Raw genomic sequence first — 19,506 nt, 5'->3', positions numbered from 1 at the left:
TTCGGCTCCGACCGCCCGGCGACCACCACGCTATATGCGCCCCGGGCGTCTCCTCGGGCGTATGTCGGCACTCCCCGCGTGGCTCCTCCGGCCGCGCGACACGCTCCCGGCCCCCGAGGGGTTGCCGTGGTACGTCGCGCCGCTCCCGACGCGCCTCGAAGACCTCGGCCTCCGCCTCGTCTGGCCGGTCGTCCTCGCCAACGTCCTCGGGACCCTCTTCGGCTTCTGGTACTACGTTCCCCAACTCTCCGTCGAACCGACGGCGCTCTGGGTGTTCGTCCCCGACTCGCCGATGGCGACGCTGTTCGTCGCGTGCTCGCTCGCGCTCTGGGCGACCGGACGCGGCGGCGAGTGGGTGCACGCCCTCGCCTTCTACGGCTGTCTGATCCTCGGCCTCTGGACGCCGTACGTCCTCCTCGTCTTCCGCGAGGGGTTCGCCTACCTCCCGCTCCCGATGTACGCCTTCCTCCTCTGCTCGCACCTCGCCATGGCCGTCGAGGCGTTCGTGATACAGCGCTACGCGGAGTTCTCGGTCGGCGCCGTCGCCGTCGCGCTCGCGTGGTACCTCCTGAACCTCCTCCTCGACTACTTCGTTCCCCTGCTCGGCACGCCCCACCACACCTTCGTCCCGCCCGAGTCCGTCGGCTACGCGGTCGGCTCGTTCCTCGGTCAGCCGCTCCTCTCGGGGCCGATCACGCATCCGCCGGCCGCGCACGCGCTCGCCGCCGCGGGCGCGGTGACGGTCGCGCTCCTCGCCACGTTCCTCGCGCTCGCCACCCGGGTCGCAAAACTCCGGGTCCGGCGCGCCGACTGACCGAGGTTTTTGGGGCTCGCCGCCCTCTCGCTCCCTATGTCCCTCTACGACCGCGTCGCCGACCTCCCCTTCTACGTCACCACCATCGAGCGCGAGCGCAACGCCCGCGAGACGTCGAGCGGCTTCGAGCGCGTCACGACGACGTTCGTCTTCCGGGGGCCGGGCGGGAACACCGCGGGCCGCGGCGAGGACGTCACCTACGACGCCGTCGACCACGACGCCCTCGACACGGACTTCGACGAGCTCACGGGCCGCTGGACGTTCGCGGAGTTCGCGGCCCACCTCGACGACGTCGACCTCTTCCCGTCGAAGCCCCCCGAGCGCGCGGATTCGAGGCACTATCGGCGCTGGGGGATCGAGTCCGCCGCGCTCGACCTCGCGCTCAAGCAGTCCGTCACGTCCCTCTCCGAGGTATTCGGCGTCGATCCCGCGCCCGTCACGTTCGTCGCGTCCGCGCGCCTCCCCGAGGGCGACACGGAGCGCGTCCACCGCCTCCGCGAGCGCCGCCCGGAACTGGGGTTCAAGCTCGACCCGGAGAGCGACTGGCCCGCGGAGACGTTCGCCGACCTCCGCGAGACGGGCGCGGTCCGCATCCTCGACCTGAAGGGGTATTACGAGGGGACCGACGTGGACCAGGCGCCCGACCCCGACCTCTACGAACGCGTCTTCGACGTCCCCGGTGCCATCGTCGAGGACCCCGCGCTCACCCCGGAGACGCGGCCGCTCGTCGCGGCGAACGCCGAACGCGTCTCGTTCGACGCGCCCGTCACCGGCGTCGAGAGCGCCGAGTCGCTCCCCGTCGAACCCGCGTGGCTGAACGTCAAGCCCTCGCGCTTCGGCAGCGTCGAGTCGCTACTCGACACGCTCGAATGGGCGGCCGACAACGGCGTGGACTGCTACGGCGGCGGCCAGTTCGAGCTCGACGTCGGGCGGACGCACGTCCAGTTGCTCGCGTCGCTGCTCTACCCGAACGCGCCGAACGACGTCGCGCCCCGCGTCTACAACGACCCGGACGTCCCCGCGGACCCGCCGGCGAGCCCCCTCGACGCGCCCGCGAACTCGCGCGGGCTGGAGTGGGAGTAGGCTTTTGCCGGCGCCCACCGTCGGACGACCTGTGTCCCCCCTCGATGGTGGGCGCGCGCGACGCGCCCTCCGACGCAACGGCCTCCGAACCCTCGTGCTCCTCCTCGCCGTCGCCGTCCTCGCGTACGGCCCGCCACCGCTCGGTGTGGATGCGACGCGAAGCGATATCGCCGTCGCGGCCGCGGCGGTCGTCGCGTTCGGCGTCGCAGCGACGCTGTTCGACGCCGCGCGCTGACTACTCCCCTTCGTCCCGGTGGGCGCGCACCCAGAGCTCGCCGATCCGCGAGAGGTAGGTCCGGTGGGCGTTCCCGCTCGGCTCCTGCTCGACGTACCCCTTCCCCTCGGGGCCGAGCCGGTCGACGTTGTAGATGACCTTCGAGCGGAAGCTGTCCGTGTACTCCTCGCCGAGTTCGCCCGCGAGCGTCTCCGCGAGCTCGCTCACGCTCTCGAACTCGCCGTGGTCGCCGAGCGTGTAGAGAATGAGCTCCTCGAAGGGCTTGACGTTCGAGAAGGAGGCGACGGGGAACTCGATGATGTGGCCGCCCTCCAGCTCCTTCGCGCCGATGGTGGTGCCGCGCTCGTCGAACTCGTCGAGGAGGTCGCGGGCGGCGGCGGCGCGTTCGGCGGCGCGTTCCGCGCCGACGTCGCCGTCGGCCGCGGCGTCGAGGAGGTCGACGGCCTCGCGGAGCTCCTCGGCGAGTTCGGTCTCCAGGTACTTCTCGGGGGCCGTGTAGTAGGTGTGGACGCGGTCGCGGTCGTCCGCGCGCTCGATGACGACGGAGTCGGCGGCGGTGGCGAACGCGAAGCTCACCGTGCGGGGCATCGAGGAGATGTTCACCCAGACGTCGCCCTCGCCCCGGTCGAGTTCGTCGTTGATGAGGTCGAAGGCCTGCTCGAAGGCGGCGTCGTAGTCGTAGACGTCCGCGACGTCGAGGCGTTCGGTCTCCGCGCCGAGGAGGTTCTCGAAGTCGCGCGCGAGCTTCTCCGCGAGGTTCCGCGAGTACTCGACGTTCGCCTCGCTCCCGACCGCGCCCTCCAAGAGGACGACGCGCTCGACGGAGAGGCGTTCGCGCACGAGCGGCGCGATGAGCCGGTCGTAGTCGAAGCCGACCGGGACGACGTGCGTGGCCATGTCCGTACAGAGCGGTCGAACGATGGATAAGCGTTACCGACCCTCCTCGAAGACTTTTCTTCTTCACACCGGCAATTCGTTCGCCTACCACCTGCTATTATAATGCAATGCAACCAAACGGTGCGACATGTCGGACCACGACGCGACGTCCGTCGCCGGCGCGCTCGACCGAATCCCTATCGGGTCGTTCCACCGCCGGCTGTTGGCCATCTGTGGCACCGCGTGGGCCTTCGACGGGATGGAGGTCATCCTGATCAGCTTCACCCTCCCCGTCCTCCTGGAAGCCTGGGGGCTCTCCGGGCTCGCGGCCGGCCTCCTCGGCTCCGCGAGCCTCATGGGGATGATCGCCGGCAACTGGGGCTGGGGGTACGTCGCCGACCGCTACGGCCGCAAACCCGCCTTCCAGTGGACCGTGCTCTCCTACGCCGTCTTCGCCGGCCTCACCGCCCTCGCCGTCGGTTTCTACACCGGCTTCGCCCTGCGATTCTTGACCGGCGTCGGTCTCGGGGGCGCGCTCGCCGTCGACACCTCCTACCTCTCCGAGCACCTCCCGACGGACCGACGCGGCCGGTATCTGGTGTACCTCGACGCCTTCTGGCCGCTCGGCTACGGATTCGCCGTCGCGCTCGCCTGGCTCTTCCTCTCGTACCTCCCGAGCGGCGGCCTCGTCACCGTCCCGGGCGTCGGTGCCGTCGAGAGTTGGCGGCTCCTCTTCGTCGCCTCCGCGCTCCCCGGCCTCCTCGTCTTCGTCATCCGATACGGGCTCTCCGAGACGCCGTACTACCTCGCGCGGGTCGGGAAGGTCGACGCCGCGAACGAGCGCCTGCGCGCCATCGCCGCGGAGTCCGGCGGGGACTACGAACCCATCGACCCCGCGGCCGTCGACACCGGCTCCGAGTCGAGCGTTCGTGACCTCTTCGCCGCGGGCCTCCGCGCCCGCACCGTCACCATCGCGCTCGCGTGGTTCGCCATCAACTTCGGCTACTACGGGGTGTTCATCTGGCTCCCGCAGACGTTCGGCGCGAGCGGCACCGTCCCCGCCTTCCAGCTCGGCGGCGTCACTATCGGCGGCATCTACGGCTACTTCCTCCTCATCGCGCTCGTCCAGTTCCCCGGCTACGCGAGCGCCGCCTACCTCGTCGAGAAAGTCGGCCGCAAACCCACGCTCGGCGTCTACCTGCTCGCCTCCGGCGTCTTCACGTTCGTCTTCGCGGCCGCGATGCCCGGCGCGGGCTTCGGCCTCGGCATCGAGGGCTTCTGGCCGTTCTTCCTCGCCCTCCTCGCCTCCTCCTTCTTCACGCTCGGCGCGTGGGGCGCGATATACGCCTACACGCCCGAGCTCTTCCCGACGCCTCTCCGCGCGACCGGCAACGGCTTCGCGGGCGGCGTCGGGAAGATAGCGGCCGTCGTCGGCCCCATCCTCGCCGGCGCGCTCGTCCCCGTCGGCTACGTCGCCGCGCTCCTCCCGCTCGCCGTCGCGTTCGCCCTCGGCGGCGTGATAGTCCTCGCCTTCGGCGTCGAGACGAAGGGGACGCCGCTCGACTGAGCGCACCGGTCCGCTCCCCCGCCCCACCCGTCACGCCAGTAGGTATTTGAGTCCGAATAGTGTATCAGGAAGGGACTCCCATATCCCTCTATGGAAGACACCGCCAAATATCGCGTTCACGCCGACCTCGTCGCGGACGGCATCGTCGAACGCAGCGACGTCGTCGGGGCGGTGTTCGGACAGACCGAAGGCCTGCTCGGCGACGAACTCGACATCCACGCCCTCCAGGACGCCTCCAAGCTCGGCCGGCTCGACGTCGACGTCGAGACGGAGGGCGGGCAGTCCTTCGGTCACATCACGCTCGCCTCGAACCTCGACCGCGTCGAGACGTCCGTGCTCGGCGCGGCCCTCGAAGCCATCGAGCGCGTCGGTCCCTGTCGCGCCACCGTCGAGGTCTCGCGCATCGAGGACTGCCGGGCCGCCAAACGCCGCGAAATCACGGAGCGCGCGAAGGAGCTCCTCGCCACCTCCTTCGACGAGGGCGCCATCGACAGCGACGACATCCTCACGGAGGTCCGCGAGGCCGTGCGCGTCGGCGACGTCACCGAGTTCGAGGGATTCCCCGCGGGCCCGAACGTCGAATCGAGCGACGCCGTCGTCGTCGTCGAGGGCCGGGCCGACGTCGTCACCCTCCTCAAGTACGGCGTGAAGAACGCCATCGCCGTCGAGGGGACGTCCGTCCCCGACGCCGTCGCGGACCTCACCCGCGAGCGCCGCACCACCGCGTTCCTTGACGGCGACCGGGGCGGCGACCTCATCCTCGAAGAGCTCCGGCAGGTCGGCGACGTCGACTACGTCGCCTCACCCCCCGACAGCGAATCCGTCGAGGACCTCTCGCGCGCCGCCGTCCACGCCGCGCTCCGCGGGAAACGCCCCGCGGGCGCGAGCGACGCGACGGACACGTCGGACACGACGGCTACGACGGACACGGACGCGTCGGCGTCGTCTACGACGGCCGCCGACGCGAGCACCGAAGCCACCGACGCCGAGACGCTCGGTGTCGCCGCGACGGACGGGAGCGCCGTCCCCTCGCCCACGCCGACGGACGAACCGGAGTCGGGGCCGAGTCCGTCGGCGTCCGACGACGCCGACGCCGAGAGCGTGCCCGACGCGGACGACCAGAGTACCGACGCGACGGGCGACACGCCCGCCGAGTCGACCCCCGAACCCGGCCCGACGTCCACTGCCGACGCCGCCGCGTCCGTCCGCGGGAGCGGCCGCTGTCGCTGTTACGCCGCCGGCTTCGAGCGCGTCGCGGACACCGAGGCAGCCGACGCATTCGAGACGCTCCGAGAGACGGAGCCGGCGCCGATGCTTGCCGTCCGGGACGGCCCGATAACCCAACGACTTCTCGACGTTGCCGCCCAGCGCGGGGTCGAGGCGCTCGTCGGCACCGAGCGCGCGGACGTCGTGAAAGAGCCCGTGAGCGTCGCGCTCCACACCTTCGACGACCTGACCTAGACGCCTTCTCAGAACGCTACGAGCCCGATGGCGGCGGCGAGGAGTGCGCTCGCCAGCCCGCCACAGCACGTGGCGAGCGCGTTGACGCCCTGATTGCCGACGTAGCCGCCCTCGATTGTCGCGCCCGCGAGGCTGTCGACCGTCATCCCGACGACGCCGCCCGCGAGGACGAGCGCCGCCCCCGTCGTCGAGAATCCGAGGAGCGCGCCGGCGAGGGCGGCGACGACGAGCGCACCGGCGAGGCCGGCGAGTTCGCCCTGCCACGTCACCGCGCCGTCGGTCCCTGGCGGCACCGTCTCGAACGTCGTGAGGAGGTGGGGCGGGCCGTAGAGCGTGCCGATCTCGGAGGAGAGGGTGTCGGCGAGCGCGGTGGCGACGCTCCCCGCGAACGCGAGCGCGAACAGCGCGCCGGGGACCGGGAGCGCGGGGCCGGCCGCGTAGCCGAGGAGCGCGAGGAGCGCCGCGAGCGAGTTCCCGAGGACGTTCCCGCTCCCGCGCGCGCCGTCGTTCTCCTCGGCGACGCCGATGTCCGCCTTCTCGTCGTAGCGGTACTTCGAGGCGAGGCCGCCGACCGCGAAGAACGTCACGAGGACGGCGAACCAGCCGTAGCCGCCGAGGACGAGGGCGAGCACGCCGAGGAACACCCCGGTGAGCATCCCCGTCACGGAGGCCGCGCCGAGGCCGTAGGAGAGCCCACCGAAGACGACGGTGAGGGCGACGGCGGCGACGATTCGCGTCCACGACGGCGCGGGGGCGAGCGCCGCCAACAGCCAGCAGAGCAGGCCGACGGAGAGGACGACGTAGGGGTAGTCGCGCTCCGTGAACGTCTCGCGCAGGAGGCCGGCGAGCAGCGCCGCGCTGACCGCGAGGAAGGCCATCGACGGCGTCACCGCGGCCGCGACGACGACCTGCCCGAGGAGCGCGCCGACGAGCGACGCCGCGACGAAGCCGACGCTCCCGGCGAACGCGTCCGCCCGGTATTCGAGGACGAGTCGTCGCCCGAAGTCGCCGTAGCCGAGCGCGAGCACCGCGGCGACGAACGCGCCGACGCCGAGGTCGACGGCGGGGACGAGCACGCCGAGGCCAATCGCGGCGAGCGCGAACCCGAGGAGCGTCCGGAGCCGCCCGTCGTTCTCGTCCCACGGGTAGGCGAACAGTCGGAACGCCGGGCCGTCGGTGACGACGTAGGCGAACGCGGCGACGACGACGAACGGGGCCGCGGCGAACCGCCCGAGCAGCGGCGCGGCGAGCGCGAACGTCGAGACGAGCGCGTACGCCACGGCCCGACGGAGCGGCGGAGTCACTACCGGCGGGTATCACCGCCAGCGTACTTAAGAATCCCGAACGACGGAGCGGGACGTGAGGTTTAGGGGCGCTCGCGCCCCATCTCGTTGCGTGGGACTCTACGATCGCTACCAGTCGTGGCGCGTCCGGCACGCCGACGCCGCCGTCCCCGACCACGTCGCGCTCGTCATCACCGAACGCGACCTCCTCGAAGCCGGCGCGTACGACACGCTGGAGCGGTTTCTCGCCCTCGCCGTCGAGCACGGCGCGTCGCGCGTCACCGTCTCCGTGAGCGTCCTCGACCGCGCCGTCGTCCCGACGCTCGAACGCGAACTCACCGCTATCGACAGCCCCCGCGAAATCGCCCTCCGCGGCCCCGACGACACCGAACGCGCCGACGCGCCGGTTCAGGTGAGCATCGGCCTCGGCGGCAAACACGAGTTCGCGGAGGCCGTCCGCGCCATCGCCGAGGACGTCGAGCGCGGCGCGCTCGACCCCGACGAGGTCGACGAGGCCGCCGTCGAGGACCACCTCGTCTTCCCCACGGACCCCGACCTCCTCATCAAGACCGGCGCGGAACGCCTCTCGGACTTCATGATCTGGCAGTCCGTCTACTCCGAACTCTACTTCACGGACGTCAACTGGCGCGACTTCCGGGCGCGGGACTACCTGCGCGCGATACGGGAGTACCAGGACCGTCAGCGTCGGTTCGGCCGGTGAGGGAGGAAGCGGTCCGCCGCCGAACCGTTCCCATCCTCGTCAGTCCGCGCGCGATTCGCCGTCCGTCTCGACGTCGACCTCGGCGCCGTCGGGGACGTACTCGCGGAGGCGCGCGAGGACGTCGCGCGCTTCGCGGACCTCGACGCTTCCGAAGGCCCGGACGAGCGCGAGGGCGCGTTCGGCCTTCGCGCGCTGCCAGGAGGCCTCGCGGGACTCGTAGGTGCGGATGGCGCGGAGGAAGTCGACCTTCGAGAACGCGGGCCAGTAGGGCGCACAGAAGAAGACGGCGGCCTCGTTGCCGTTCGCGTGCCAGGGCAGGAAGTTCGAGGTGCGCTCGTCGCCACCGGTACGGACGATGAGGTCGACGTCGCGGACGGGGTCGTCGTGGAGGCGCTCCTCGATTTCGGCGACGTCGACGTCCGCGGGGTCGAGGTCGCCGGCCTCGACGGCGCGCGCGACGTCGCGGGCGGCACCGAGGAGTTCCGCGCGCCCGCCGTACGCGAGCGCGACGTTCAGCGCGAACCCGTCGTAGCCCGCGGTGCGGCGCTCGGCGTAGTCGATGGCGTCGCGGACGCGCTCGGGGAGGCGTCGCGTCTCGCCGATGGCGCGGATACGCACGCCCTGCTCGTGGACCCGTTCTGCGTCCGCGAACTCGCGGAGCTTCGTTTCGAGGAGGTCGAAGAGGCGTTCGCGCTCCGCCGGGGGGCGCTCGAAGTTCTCCGTGGAGAAGGCATAAAGGGTGAGCTCCGCGACGCCGAGGTCGGCGCACCAGTCGAGGACGCGCTCGGTGGTCTCCGCGCCCGCGTGGTGGCCGTCGCTGGGGTCGTCGCCGCGCTCGCGCGCGTAGCGGCGATTGCCGTCCTGGATGACCGCGACGTGCGCCGGCGCGCCCGAGATTTCGCGACGGAGGACGCGCTCGTAGGCGGCGTCGAAGCGGCGGCGGAGCCACCCTCGCATACGCTCCCGGTTACGCGCCGGCGGGTATGAGCCTTGCCCTCTCGACGCCGCGGGCGGCGCGGGCGGCGCGCTCGACGCGCGGACCGTGAGCCCTTTAGCCCGGACTCGCGTGGGGCCGGATATGACCGAGACGGCGAACGCGGACCTCTATCGGCGCGCGGCGGACCTGTTGAAACCCGGCGAGATAACGCTCCACGGCGCGGTCGTCCACACCGACCTCGACAACGAGGCCGAGAGCCTCCTCCACCAGCTCACCCTGGAGGCCGGCGACGTCGTCGCGGAGCACGCCGGCATCGACGCGAGCGACACCTACGTCTACTCGGGGAACGACGACGACCGCTTCGGCGTGAACCAACACCAGGGGCTCACGGTCGCGGGCGACGAGTTCGTCTGGGAGTGCCAGCAGCTCATGCGCGACGACACCTACGACCTCGTGCTCTACTGGGAGGCGGGCGACGCCCTCGACACCGTCGTCGCTGACCTTGGCGGGCTCGACCACGCCGTCTCGGTCGTCGGCGTCACCGAGGACGGCTGGGACGCGGAGTAGGGCGGATGCGCCGCACTCGCCGCGGGGTGACGGTGACGACCGACGCGCCGACTCGACGAGCCCGGGCCGCGTACCGCGTGCGGGGTGGGCGCGCGTGATACCGCTCGCCTTCGACTTCGCGGGCGAGTCGGTGCTCGTCGTCGGCGGCGGGTCGGTCGGCGCGCGCAAGGCCCGGCGCTTCGCTCGGGAGGCCCGCGTCGTCGTCCTCAGTCCCGCGTTCGCGGACGCGGATTTCGGCGACGCGGAGCGCGTCCGTTCGCGGGCGGACCGGGAGACGCTCGACGCGTGGCTGGCGCGCCTTGACCCCGTCCTCGTCGTCGCGGCGACGGACGACACCGAGACGAACGAGATGGCTGTCGCGGCGGCCCGGGACGCGGGCGCGCTGGTGAACCGCGCGGACCACGCGGGCGAGCGGGCGTTCGACGACGTCGCCGTGCCCGCGACGGTCCGCGACGACCCGGTGACGGTCGCGGTGTCGACGGGCGGGACGAGCCCCGCGCTCGCCAAACACCTCCGCGAGCAAATCGAGGCGTCCGTCGCGGGCGCGGGCGCGATGGCGTCCCTCACCGCCGACCTGCGCGCCGACCTGAAGGCCGCGGGAGTACCCCCCGGCGAGCGGCGGGACGCGGTCCGCGCCGTCGTGCGGTCGGAGCCGGTTTGGAAGGCTTTACGTAGCGCAGACGCCAAGGGCAACCAAGCGGTCGACGACGCCGTCCGGCGGGTCGTGGCGGACGTCGTCGACACGGAGTACACAACGTGAACCGGAACACGAGCGTCGTCTCGGGCGTCCGCGTCGCCCACCCCGAGGCGACCGTCGAGGACATCGAGGACGCCCGAGCGGACAGCACCGCGGTCCTGCTCGACGCGCTCGGCGCGCAGGGCGGTGTCGAGGAGGCGTACGCCCTCCAGACGTGCAACCGCGTCGAGGCGTACGTCGTCACCGACGACCCGGAAGCGGGCCGTCGCGCCCTCGACGCCGTCGGTCTCGGTGACCACCCGGCGGCCGTCGCCACCGGCCACGAGGAGAGCCTGCGACACCTCATGCGCGTCGCGGCCGGCCTGGAGTCCCTCGTCGTCGGCGAGGACCAGATACTCGGGCAGGTTCGGCGCGCCTACGAGGCGGCGGTCGATTCGGGCGACATCGGCCCCGTGCTCGAGGAGGGCGTGACGAAGGCCATCCACGTCGGCGAGCGCGCGCGCAACGAGACCGCGATCAACGAGGGCGTCGTCAGCCTCGGGAGCGCCGCCGTCCACCTCGCCGACGCCGAACTCGACCTCGACGACGCGAGCGCGCTCGTCGTCGGCGCGGGCGAGATGGGGTCGCTCGCCGCGAAGGCGTTCGACGCCGCGGGCGTCGCGGACGTCGTCGTCGCCAACCGGACGCCCGAGCACGCCGAGTGGGTGCTCGCGGACCTCGACGCCCCCGGACGCGCCGTCGACCTCGACGCCCTCCCGCGAGCGCTCTCCGACGCGGACGTCGTCGTCGCCGCCACCGGGAGCGACGAGCCCGTGGTCACGCCCGCCGTCGCCGACGACGCGGGCGAGACCTTCTACGTCGACCTCGGGCAGCCCCGCGACGTCGCGCCGGCCGTCGCCGCCGACGACGAGGCGGCCGTCCACGACCTCGACGACCTGGAGGACGTCACCGCCCGGACCCGCGAACGCCGCGCGACCGCGGCCATCGCCGTCGAGTCCATCGTCGAGGAGGAACTCGACCGACTCCTCTCGCAGTACAAACGCAAGCGCGCCGACGCCGTCATCGCCCAGATGTACGAGAGCGCGGAGCGCACGAAGGACCGCGAGGTCGCCACGGCGCTCTCCCGCCTCGACGCCGCGAGCGACGGCGGCATCGGCGACGCCGAACGCGAGGTCGTCGAGTCCCTCGCGGACGCGCTCGTCTCCCAACTCCTCGCCGCGCCGACCCGGAGCCTCCGCGAGGCCGCCGGCGAGGACGACTGGGAGACCATCGCCACCGCCATCCGCCTCTTCGACCCGGACGTCGAGGGTGCCGACCCGCCCTTCGGCGACGGCGCCGACGCCCCGCGCTTCGCGGCCGTCGAGAGCGAGACCGACTGAGCGACGCGCACCGACCGCCCCCACCGTTTTGAGGGTCCGCGACGTGCTCCCACTATGAGCGAGACGCTCACCGACGAGGAGATCGCGGAGCAACTGCCGCCCGAGTGGGAGTACGTCGACGACGAAATCGTCCGCAGCTACGACTTCGACGACTACCTCGCGGGTGTCGCGTTCGCGAGCGAGGTCGGCGAACTCGCCGACGAGGCGTTCCACCACCCGACCATCGTCATCGAGTACGACACCGTCGAGATTCGCTTCACGAGCCACGAGGCCGGCGGCGTCACCGAGCAGGACCTCGAACTCGCGGCGGAGTGCGACGCGCTCCGGTAGATGGAGGGCCGGTACGTCTTCGCGGTCCGCTTTCGCCTCGAACCCGAACGCGACGTGACCGTCGACCCCGACACGTTCGAGACGCGTCTCGTCCGGCCGGCCGAGCCGCCCGGGGAGGCGGGGTGGCTGTTCTTCCGCGACACCCTCTGGCGCGGCGAAATCGGCGACGAGGCGCACGTCCGGGAGCTGACCGCGGAGGCGCTCGGCGGCGTCACCGTCCTCGACGTGGACTATCGCGCCTTCGAGGTCGATGCGGCGTACCGCGAGGCGTTCCGCGAGGAGATTGCCGCGAATCTCGACGCCTTCCGTGCCGAGAGCGTCGACGAGGTCGTGAACAAGTACCTCGGGAGTAGCCTCGAAGTCGAGCCCGAGGCGGAGTAAACCACTTCCCGGTCCGGGCCCTTCTTCCACGTAGATGCAGACGCGCCCGGCCTACGACTACTGGCTGCTCGACCTCGACGGGACGCTCGTCGACACGGAGTGGGCGTACGTCCGCGAGACCTTCGACCGCGTCGAGGACCGCCTCGGCGTCTCCTTCAGCGACCGGCAGGCCGAGGTCCTCTGGCACGGCCTCGGCGGGGACCGCAACGAGAGCCTCCGCGCGTGGGGGTACGACCCCGAGTCGTTCTGGCCGGTCTTCGACGAACTCGACGACGCGACGGCGCGCGCCGAAGCCACCTACCTCTACGACGACGCGGCGTTCGTCGCGGACCTCGACCGGCCGGTCGGCCTCGTCACGCACTGCCCCGCGCCGATAACCGACGTCGTCCTCGACTCGCTCGACGTCCGCGACTGGTTCGACGTCGTCCTCCCCTGCGACGAGGAGACGGGGTTCAAACCCGACCCCGAACCGCTCCACCGCGCGCGCGCCGACCTCGGCGTGGACGCGACCGAGACCGGCGTCTACGCGGGCGACGGGACGAGCGACGTCGACGCCGCCGCGAACGCCGGCCTCGACTCCATCCACGTCGAGCGCCACGACCCGGCTCGTCGCGGCGTCTGCGTCCTCGGCGACCACCGAATCGAGTCGTTCCGCGACCTCGCCGGCGCGCAGAGCGGCGGCGACTGACGGGCGGCGACCGCGCGCCGGCGCGCCGGGTGGCGCCACGTCCGTGCATCGGCACCGTTCGAGCGACGACTACGCCGTTTCGTACCCGGGGAGGTCGGCGACGAGCCCCGCGAGCCCGTCGAGCGCTGCGTCGAGCGCCGCGACGCCCGCCTTCTCCCGTCGCTCCGGGTTCACGAGGACACGGACGCGTTCCTCACCGAGCGGGACGAAGCCGAGGCCGAGTTTCGCGGCGCTCGCGCGGAGGCCGAGGCCGACGTCGGCACCGCCGTCCGCCACGGTTCGCGCCGGCGACTCGTGGGCGCGCACCGTGCGCTCGTATCCCGAAATCTCCTCGGGGTCGACGCCCGCGTCGTCGAGTGCCGCGTCGAACGTCGCGCGCAGGCCGCTCGCCGTCGTCCGGTTCACGAAGCGTCCCTCGCTCCCGGCGAGGTCGGCGAGGCCCGCGACGTCGTCGGGGTTGCCCGCGGGGACGAGCAGCCCCCACTCGCGCGTCCACGCGGCGAGCTCCGCGGTCGCCTCGCCCGGGTCGTCGGGGCCGCTGGCGACGACGACGTCCGGGAGGCCGTCGCGGAGGCGGCGGAACCCCGTCCGCGTCCCCGCCGCGAGGTAGCGCGGGTCCCGCACGCCGTCGAGCGCGCGGGCGAAGAGCGGGTCGTCCTCGCCGACGCAGAGCACGGCGGGCGGGCGGACGGCCGGCGAGAACAACTCGACGGTGACGGTCTCGCCCGCCGCGAGGTAGTCGGTGTCGGCGTCCATCTCGACGACGCCGTCGGCCTCGACGAGCGACGTCGTCGCGCCGCTCCCCTTGTCGACGGGGTAGACGAGTGTCTCGCCCGCGCCGTCCGCGACGAGGCCGACCGGAACGAGGCGAGTGCGGCCCTGCCCGTGGCGTTCCGCGCTCGCGAGGCGACCCGTGACGCTCGCGCGCTCGGGGTCGGGTCGTCCGGCGGCGTCGCGTATCGCGGGCGCGACGAACGTCCGGAAGATGGTGAGCGCGGAGACGGGATAGCCGGGGAGCCCGACGTACGCGGCCCCGCCGAGGCGGCCGACGAGCATCGGCTTCCCGGGCTTGATCGAGACGCCGTGCAGGAGGAGGTCGCCGCGCTCCTCGATGACGCGGTAGACGACGTCGACGGCGGAGGCGGACGTCGAGCCCGAGCTCAAGACGAGGTCGCACTCCGCGGCCGCACTCCGGAGCTGGCGTTCGAGCTCGTCGTAGTCGTCGCCCGCGTGCGGGTAGAGGACGGCCTCGCCGCCCGCCTCCTCGACCGCGGCGGCGACGGTGTAGCTGTTGACGTCGTGAATCTCGCCCGCGCCGTGATCGAGCGCCTCGCCGGGTCGAACGAGTTCGTCGCCGGTCGAGACGACGCCGACCGTCGGCCGCCCGCGCACGGGCACCTCGTCGACGCCGAGCGCGGAGAGCAGGCCGATTTCGCGCGGCGTCAGCTCCGTGTCGGGGCCGAGTGCGCGCTCGCCCGCGGCGACGTCCGCGCCCGCGGCCATCACGCTGTCGCCGGGCGCGACCGCCGTCTCGAAGGCGACACCGTCGCTCTCGTCGGCCTCGTGGGTGCGCTCGACGGGCACGACGGCGTCCGCGCCCCCGGGTAGCACCGCGCCGGTCGAGATTTCGACGCACTCGCCCGCGCCGACGTCGACGTCGGGCTCCGTCCCCGCGTGGACGGTCCCGACGCGCGGGAGCACGACGGGGTCGGTCTCGTCCGCGCCGAAGGTGTCGCGCGCGCGCACCGCGTAGCCGTCCATCGACGCCCGGTCGAACCCCGGGACGTCGATTCCCGCGTCGACGCGCTCGGCGAGCACCCGCCCCCGACACTCCGCGAGCGGCACGGTCTCGGGGTCGGGCGCGATGTCGAGCGACGCGACGACCTCGTGGGCCTCCGCGGGCGAGGCGAGGTCGCGGAACTCCTTGCGGTCCGTCACGGCGCCACCTCCCACTGCTCGACGGTGACGGTCTCGCCGGCCGCGTACCCCTCCACGGACTCCGGAATCACCACCCAGCCGTCCGCGAGCGCGACCGTCGAGAGGACGCCCGACCCGCTCGTGTGGACGGGTTCGGCGCGTGCGCGCGTTTCGCCGCCGTCGCCGTTCGCGTCTCCTTCTCCCTCCCCGCCCTCTCGGTCGAGCGTCACGCGCGCGTACGTCCGCACGCCGGGTTCGCTCCGGAGCTTCCCGGAGAGTTCGGCCTCGACGCTCGGGAACGCCGGGACGGGCATCCCGCCGGCGTCCTTCAGCACCGGCCGGAGGAACTGGACGGCGTTGACGATGCAGGCGACGGGGTAGCCCGGCAGGCAGAGGACGGGGGTGTCGTCGACGACGCCCGCCGCGACGGGGTGGCCGGGTTTGAGCGCGACGCCGTGGAAGACGAGCCGCCCGAGGTCCGCGACGACGTCCGGCGTCAGGTCGCGCTCGCCGACGCTCGACCCGCCGGTGGTGACGACGACGTCCGCGTCGCAGTCGCCCGCGACGGCCTCGCGGAGGGCGTCGGCGTCGTCCGTCACGACGTCCCGATAGCGCGCCGTCGCACCCCACGATTCGGCGAGGCGCGAGACGGTGAGGCCGTTCGTCTCGATCATCTCGCCCGGCTCCGGGTCGGCCTGCACGAGCTCCTCGCCGGTCGGTATCACCGCGACCTCCGGCGGGTCGTACACCTCGACCTCGCGGACGTCGCTCGCCTTCAGCAACCCGAGGTCGGAGGGGCGGAGCCGATGGCCGGCGTCGTGGAGGCGCTGGTCGGCCGCGACGTCCTCGTCCGCCGCGCCGACGTTCTCGCCGACCGCGACGCCGTCCAGCACCTCGACGTCGTCGCCGTACTCCTCGACGGCCTCGATCATCACGACGGCGTCCGCGCCCTCGGGGAGTTCGCTCCCGGTGTGAACGCGGACCGCGGCGTTCGAACCCATCGAGTCGGCCGCGCGCAGGACCGCGGGGTCGCGTTCGCTCGCGCCGAAGGTGTCCGCGGCGCGCACCGCGTAGCCGTCCATCGCCGCGCGCTCGTAGCCCGGGACGGCGCGTCCCGCACGCGTCGGCGCGGCGAGGGTCCGCCCGGCCGCCCGCGCGACCGGGATGGTCTCCGTCCGCCCGTGGGTCGTGACGGCCTCCCGGAGCGTCGCGCGGGCCTCGGCGACCCGGGTGCGCTCCTTGAATCCGGCGCGCCGGCGGTCGTGTGGTCCGGTCATGCGAACCGGTAGGACCCGCCGGCCGAAAAGCGCCCGGGATCACTCCGACCTCGACCGTTAAGCCGAGTTAAATCGGACTAAACGGCGCTCAAACCGCCGGGTACGGTCGCCACCGTTCAATACCCATCCGACCCACGACCCGGGTGGAGGCACGACCAATGACGCTCACCAAACTCGGCACCGTCGCGCTCGTCGCGCTGCTCGTCACCGCGGGCGGCGCGAGCGCGGCGACAGTCGGCACAAGTACGGGAGCCACCACGGACGCGACCCTCGACGGCGACGTCGCGGCCGCCACGAACGCGACCGGGAACGTGACCGTCGCGGCCAACGAGACGACAACGACGGAAAACGAGACGACCACGACGACAACGACGACCGACGAGACGACAACGACGGAAAACGAGACAACAACGACGACAACGACGGAAAACGAGACAACAACGACGACAACGACGGAAAACGAGGCGACTAACGAGACGGACGCGAGTGCCGGCCCGCCCACCGACATGCCGGCGCAGGCACCGGACCACGTCTCGTCGATCCACGGCCTCATCAACGCGTTCCTGAGCGGTGACGTGTCGAACCTCGGGGCCGCGGTCAGCGGCGTCGTCGGCGGCGAGGCCAACGCGTCGGCCGACGGCCACGCGAACGCATCGGCGAGCGGTCAGGTGAACGTCTCGACGCACGGCCAGCCGAACGCGTCGGAGCGCGGCCAGCCGAACGCGTCGGAACGCGGCCAGCCGAACGCGTCCGAGCGTGCCGGTGCCGACGAGCGCGGCCAGCCGAACGCGTCGGAACGCGGCCAGCCGAACGCGTCCGAGCGTGCCGGTGCCGACGAGCGCGGTCAGTCGGACGCCGACGAACGGGGCTCGGAGCACGCTGACGAAGCGGACGACGAGGAAGCCGGCGCGTCCGTGGAAGCCGGCGCGCACGCCGGTGGTAGCGCGTCCAACGGCGACGCTGACGCCGACGATGACGCGGACGAGCGCAACTCCGAGTCCGACGACGCGAGCGACGATAGTGGCGCCGGCGCGAACGGTAGCGGCGACGCCGGTGCAAGCGGTAACGGCGACGCCGGCGCGAGCGATAACGGCAACGCCCGAGCGAACGGCAACGTGAACGCCGTCGTGCCGTCGCTCACGGACGCACTCTCGACGCTCGACGCCGCGGTCGCGTCGGTCGTCGCGTAACGCCGGTTCGACCACGACCACCGCCTTTTTCGACCCCGCGCCCCAACGAGCGGGTATGAATCGGCTCCGCGAGGCGCTCCGGGAGCTTCCCGACGCCGTCTTCGTCGACCTCCTGGAGAGCGACGACGCATACCGGCTCGTCTTCGACCTCCCGGGCGTCTCCGCCGACGACCTCACGCTCGACGTCCACCCCTGCCGGCTCCACGTCGACGCCCGGCGCGGGAAGGACGTCCCCGAGGGGTTCCGCTACGAGCGCGAGGAGCGCCCGCTCTTCATCGAGTTCGACGTCCCGCTCCCGCCGAACGCGGTCGGCGATGGGGCGTCGGCGACGCTCGACGCCGGCGAACTCGACGTGACGATTCCGAAGGCCGACGGGCAGGCCACCACCGTTCCCGTCGAGGAGTAGCGTGGCGTCGCTGCGCGCCTACCGGCGGTTCGTCGTCGTCTGCTGGCGCTTCCTCCCGCTCGTCTGGTCGTACGCGCGCGACCGGCGGCGCTTCCTCCTCATCGGTGGCCGCCGCAGCGTCTCGACGGAGCGACAGCGCCGGCGCGCCGAGCGACTCGTCGAGAACCTCCTGACGCTCGGGCCGACGTTCATCAAACTCGGTCAGATACTCTCGACGCGCCCGGACGTCCTCCCGCCCGTGTACGTCGAGGAGCTCACCCAACTGCAGGACCGGGTGCCGCCGGCCGACTGGGCGGACGCCCGTCGGGTGTTGGAGGCGGAGGTGGGCCCCGTCGGGGAGGCGTTCGACGACTTCGACACGGACGCCATCAGCGGCGCGAGCCTCGGGCAGGTCTACACCGCGACCTACGAGGGCGAGCGCGTCGCCGTCAAAGTTCGTCGGCCCGACATCGAAGCGCTCGTGGAGGCCGACCTGCGCGCGATTCAGTGGCTCCTCCCCGTGTTGCTCCTCTTCGTGGACGACGCGCGGGCGTTCAGCCTCCGCAACGTCGCCGACGAGTTCTCGACGACGCTCCGCCAGGAGATGGACTACTCGCGGGAGGCGACGATGCTCGCGGAGATACGTGCGAACTTCGTCGACGACCCCGCCGTCGTCATCCCCGAGGTGTACGAGGAGCGCTCGGGCGAGCGCGTGCTCACGATGCGCTACGTCCCCGGGACGAAGATAAGCGACACCGCGGAGCTCGAACGCCACGATATCGACCGACACGCGGTCGCCGAGACCTTGGAGCGCACCTACCTCCAGATGATCGTCACGGACGGCGTCTTCCACGCGGACCCCCACCCGGGGAACCTCGCGGTGCAGGACGACGGCACCATCGTCTTCTACGACTTCGGCATGAGCGGGCGCGTCGACGCGGAGGTCCAGGACCACATCGTCGACTTCTACGTCGCCGTGGCGAACCAGAACATCGAGGCCATCCTCGACACGCTCATCGAGATGGGGACGCTGAGCCCGGACGCCGACCGCGCGACGATGGCCGAGGTGATGGAGCTCGCCATCGCGGACGCCCGCGGCGAGGACGTCGAGCAGTATCGCGTCCAGCAGATCGTCTCGAAGGTCGAGGATACGATGTACGAGTTCCCGCTTCGTCTCCCGCCGAACCTCGCGCTCGTCCTCCGCGTCGCCACCGTCGTCGAGGGCGTCTGTCTCACGCTCGACCCCGACTTCGACTTCGTCTCCGTCGCCACCGACTACCTCGGCGAACAGGGCTACTACGAGCGCGGTGCCCGGGAGCTCCTCGCGGAGACGGGCGACCAGCTCGCGGCGTCCGCGCGCTCCACGATGCGTCTCGCGCCGACGCTCGAACGCGCGCTCGACCGGATCGACCGCGACGACTTCTACGTCGAGGCGGCCGTCGAGGACTCGACCGGGGCCCTCGACGCCCTCGCCAAGCGCCTCGTCACCGGCCTGCTGTTCGGCGCGGGTGCCGTCTCGACGGGCCTGCTGTACGCCGACGCGGCGGAGGCGGCGGCGCTCGCCGTCGGCGCCGGCACGCTCGTCGTCGGCCTCCTCTGCTGGCGCTCGTTTCGCCGCCGCAGGAGCCGGGCCGCGGCCGGCCTCGCCGCCGGGCGTGGTGAGCGCTGACGGGGCCGCTGGCGCGTTCCAAACCGTTTATACCCGGCAGGCGAGAATC

20 protein-coding genes are annotated in these 19,506 nt (G+C 72.2%); 15 read left to right on the top strand and 5 right to left on the bottom strand.

Features of this window, described 5'->3' with window-relative positions:
* Positions 1-61: 61 nt before the first annotated feature.
* From IEX84_RS01120 to IEX84_RS01110, 3 genes are read left to right on the top strand one after another with little or no spacing between them, the layout of a single operon-like run.
* On the top strand, positions 62-814 hold the full coding sequence (locus tag IEX84_RS01120) for a DUF1405 domain-containing protein (RefSeq protein WP_188869139.1): 753 nt from the start codon (positions 62-64) through the stop codon (positions 812-814).
* Positions 815-850: 36 nt separating this feature from the next.
* Positions 851-1,897 carry a hypothetical protein gene (locus IEX84_RS01115; protein WP_188869138.1) on the top strand — a complete coding sequence of 349 codons (1,047 nt, stop codon included), beginning with the start codon at positions 851-853 and terminating at the stop codon, positions 1,895-1,897.
* Between the two features lie 31 nt (positions 1,898-1,928).
* Positions 1,929-2,132, top strand: a complete 204-nt coding sequence (locus tag IEX84_RS01110; protein ID WP_188869137.1) for a hypothetical protein — start codon at positions 1,929-1,931, stop codon at positions 2,130-2,132.
* On the opposite strand, the gene IEX84_RS01105 is transcribed toward IEX84_RS01110, so the two are convergent.
* Positions 2,133-3,029, bottom strand: coding sequence for an HFX_2341 family transcriptional regulator (locus IEX84_RS01105; protein WP_188869136.1), 897 nt, complete (start codon positions 3,027-3,029; stop codon positions 2,133-2,135).
* 127 nt (positions 3,030-3,156) lie between these two features.
* On the opposite strand from IEX84_RS01105, the gene IEX84_RS01100 reads away from it, so the two are divergent.
* Both IEX84_RS01100 and dnaG read left to right on the top strand, forming a co-directional pair.
* Positions 3,157-4,575, top strand: a complete 1,419-nt coding sequence (locus tag IEX84_RS01100) for an MFS transporter (protein WP_188869135.1) — start codon at positions 3,157-3,159, stop codon at positions 4,573-4,575.
* Positions 4,576-4,665: 90 nt separating this feature from the next.
* A complete protein-coding gene (gene dnaG, locus IEX84_RS01095) occupies positions 4,666-6,036 on the top strand; it encodes a DNA primase DnaG (RefSeq protein ID WP_188869134.1) in 1,371 nt (456 codons plus the stop codon).
* Between the two features lie 8 nt (positions 6,037-6,044).
* On the opposite strand, the gene IEX84_RS01090 is transcribed toward dnaG, so the two are convergent.
* On the bottom strand, positions 6,045-7,340 hold the full coding sequence (locus IEX84_RS01090) for a DUF92 domain-containing protein (RefSeq protein WP_188869133.1): 1,296 nt from the start codon (positions 7,338-7,340) through the stop codon (positions 6,045-6,047).
* A gap of 91 nt (positions 7,341-7,431) precedes the next feature.
* On the opposite strand from IEX84_RS01090, the gene IEX84_RS01085 reads away from it, so the two are divergent.
* Positions 7,432-8,040, top strand: a complete 609-nt coding sequence (locus IEX84_RS01085) for an undecaprenyl diphosphate synthase family protein (RefSeq protein WP_188869132.1) — start codon at positions 7,432-7,434, stop codon at positions 8,038-8,040.
* Between the two features lie 39 nt (positions 8,041-8,079).
* On the opposite strand, the gene uppS is transcribed toward IEX84_RS01085, so the two are convergent.
* The gene (uppS, locus tag IEX84_RS01080; protein WP_188869131.1) at positions 8,080-8,997 is read right to left on the bottom strand and encodes a polyprenyl diphosphate synthase; all 918 of its coding nucleotides are present in this window, start codon (positions 8,995-8,997) and stop codon (positions 8,080-8,082) included.
* Positions 8,998-9,118: 121 nt separating this feature from the next.
* On the opposite strand from uppS, the gene IEX84_RS01075 reads away from it, so the two are divergent.
* The 6 genes from IEX84_RS01075 (at position 9,119) to IEX84_RS01050 (ending at position 13,019) form a co-directional block, all read left to right on the top strand.
* A complete protein-coding gene (locus tag IEX84_RS01075) occupies positions 9,119-9,544 on the top strand; it encodes a DUF5778 family protein (protein WP_188869130.1) in 426 nt (141 codons plus the stop codon).
* Between the two features lie 94 nt (positions 9,545-9,638).
* Positions 9,639-10,304, top strand: coding sequence for a precorrin-2 dehydrogenase/sirohydrochlorin ferrochelatase family protein (locus IEX84_RS01070; RefSeq protein WP_188869129.1), 666 nt, complete (start codon positions 9,639-9,641; stop codon positions 10,302-10,304).
* Positions 10,301-11,620, top strand: coding sequence for a glutamyl-tRNA reductase (gene hemA / locus IEX84_RS01065; protein WP_188869128.1), 1,320 nt, complete (start codon positions 10,301-10,303; stop codon positions 11,618-11,620). The genes IEX84_RS01070 and hemA overlap by 4 nt, the downstream gene beginning before the upstream one ends.
* A gap of 54 nt (positions 11,621-11,674) precedes the next feature.
* Positions 11,675-11,950: a 4a-hydroxytetrahydrobiopterin dehydratase gene (locus IEX84_RS01060; RefSeq protein WP_188869127.1), complete on the top strand. Its 276-nt coding sequence runs from the start codon at positions 11,675-11,677 to the stop codon at positions 11,948-11,950.
* Positions 11,951-12,331, top strand: a complete 381-nt coding sequence (lwrS, locus tag IEX84_RS01055) for an LWR-salt protein (protein WP_188869126.1) — start codon at positions 11,951-11,953, stop codon at positions 12,329-12,331.
* 34 nt (positions 12,332-12,365) lie between these two features.
* Positions 12,366-13,019: an HAD family hydrolase gene (locus IEX84_RS01050; protein ID WP_188869125.1), complete on the top strand. Its 654-nt coding sequence runs from the start codon at positions 12,366-12,368 to the stop codon at positions 13,017-13,019.
* Between the two features lie 69 nt (positions 13,020-13,088).
* Here the strand turns inward: IEX84_RS01050 and IEX84_RS01045 are convergent, their stop codons facing one another.
* On the bottom strand, positions 13,089-14,957 hold the full coding sequence (locus tag IEX84_RS01045; protein WP_188869124.1) for a molybdopterin biosynthesis protein: 1,869 nt from the start codon (positions 14,955-14,957) through the stop codon (positions 13,089-13,091).
* Entirely contained in the window at positions 14,954-16,213 is a 1,260-nt protein-coding gene (locus tag IEX84_RS01040; protein ID WP_188869123.1) for a molybdopterin molybdotransferase MoeA, read from the bottom strand. The genes IEX84_RS01045 and IEX84_RS01040 overlap by 4 nt, the downstream gene beginning before the upstream one ends.
* A gap of 158 nt (positions 16,214-16,371) precedes the next feature.
* On the opposite strand from IEX84_RS01040, the gene IEX84_RS01035 reads away from it, so the two are divergent.
* From IEX84_RS01035 to IEX84_RS01025, 3 genes are read left to right on the top strand one after another with little or no spacing between them, the layout of a single operon-like run.
* On the top strand, positions 16,372-17,403 hold the full coding sequence (locus IEX84_RS01035) for a hypothetical protein (RefSeq protein WP_188869122.1): 1,032 nt from the start codon (positions 16,372-16,374) through the stop codon (positions 17,401-17,403).
* A 55-nt stretch (positions 17,404-17,458) separates the two neighbouring features.
* Entirely contained in the window at positions 17,459-17,809 is a 351-nt protein-coding gene (locus tag IEX84_RS01030; RefSeq protein ID WP_188869121.1) for an Hsp20/alpha crystallin family protein, read from the top strand.
* Between the two features lies 1 nt (position 17,810).
* Complete coding sequence (locus IEX84_RS01025; protein WP_188869120.1) at positions 17,811-19,457, top strand: ABC1 kinase family protein; 1,647 nt, start codon at positions 17,811-17,813, stop codon at positions 19,455-19,457.
* Positions 19,458-19,506 lie beyond the last annotated feature (49 nt).

This window comes from Halarchaeum rubridurum, from assembly GCF_014647115.1.
In the GTDB taxonomy this organism is placed as follows: Archaea; Halobacteriota; Halobacteria; order Halobacteriales; family Halobacteriaceae; genus Halarchaeum; species Halarchaeum rubridurum.
Note: the sequence above shows the minus strand (reverse complement) of the source record. Positions and strands in the feature narration are given on the sequence as shown.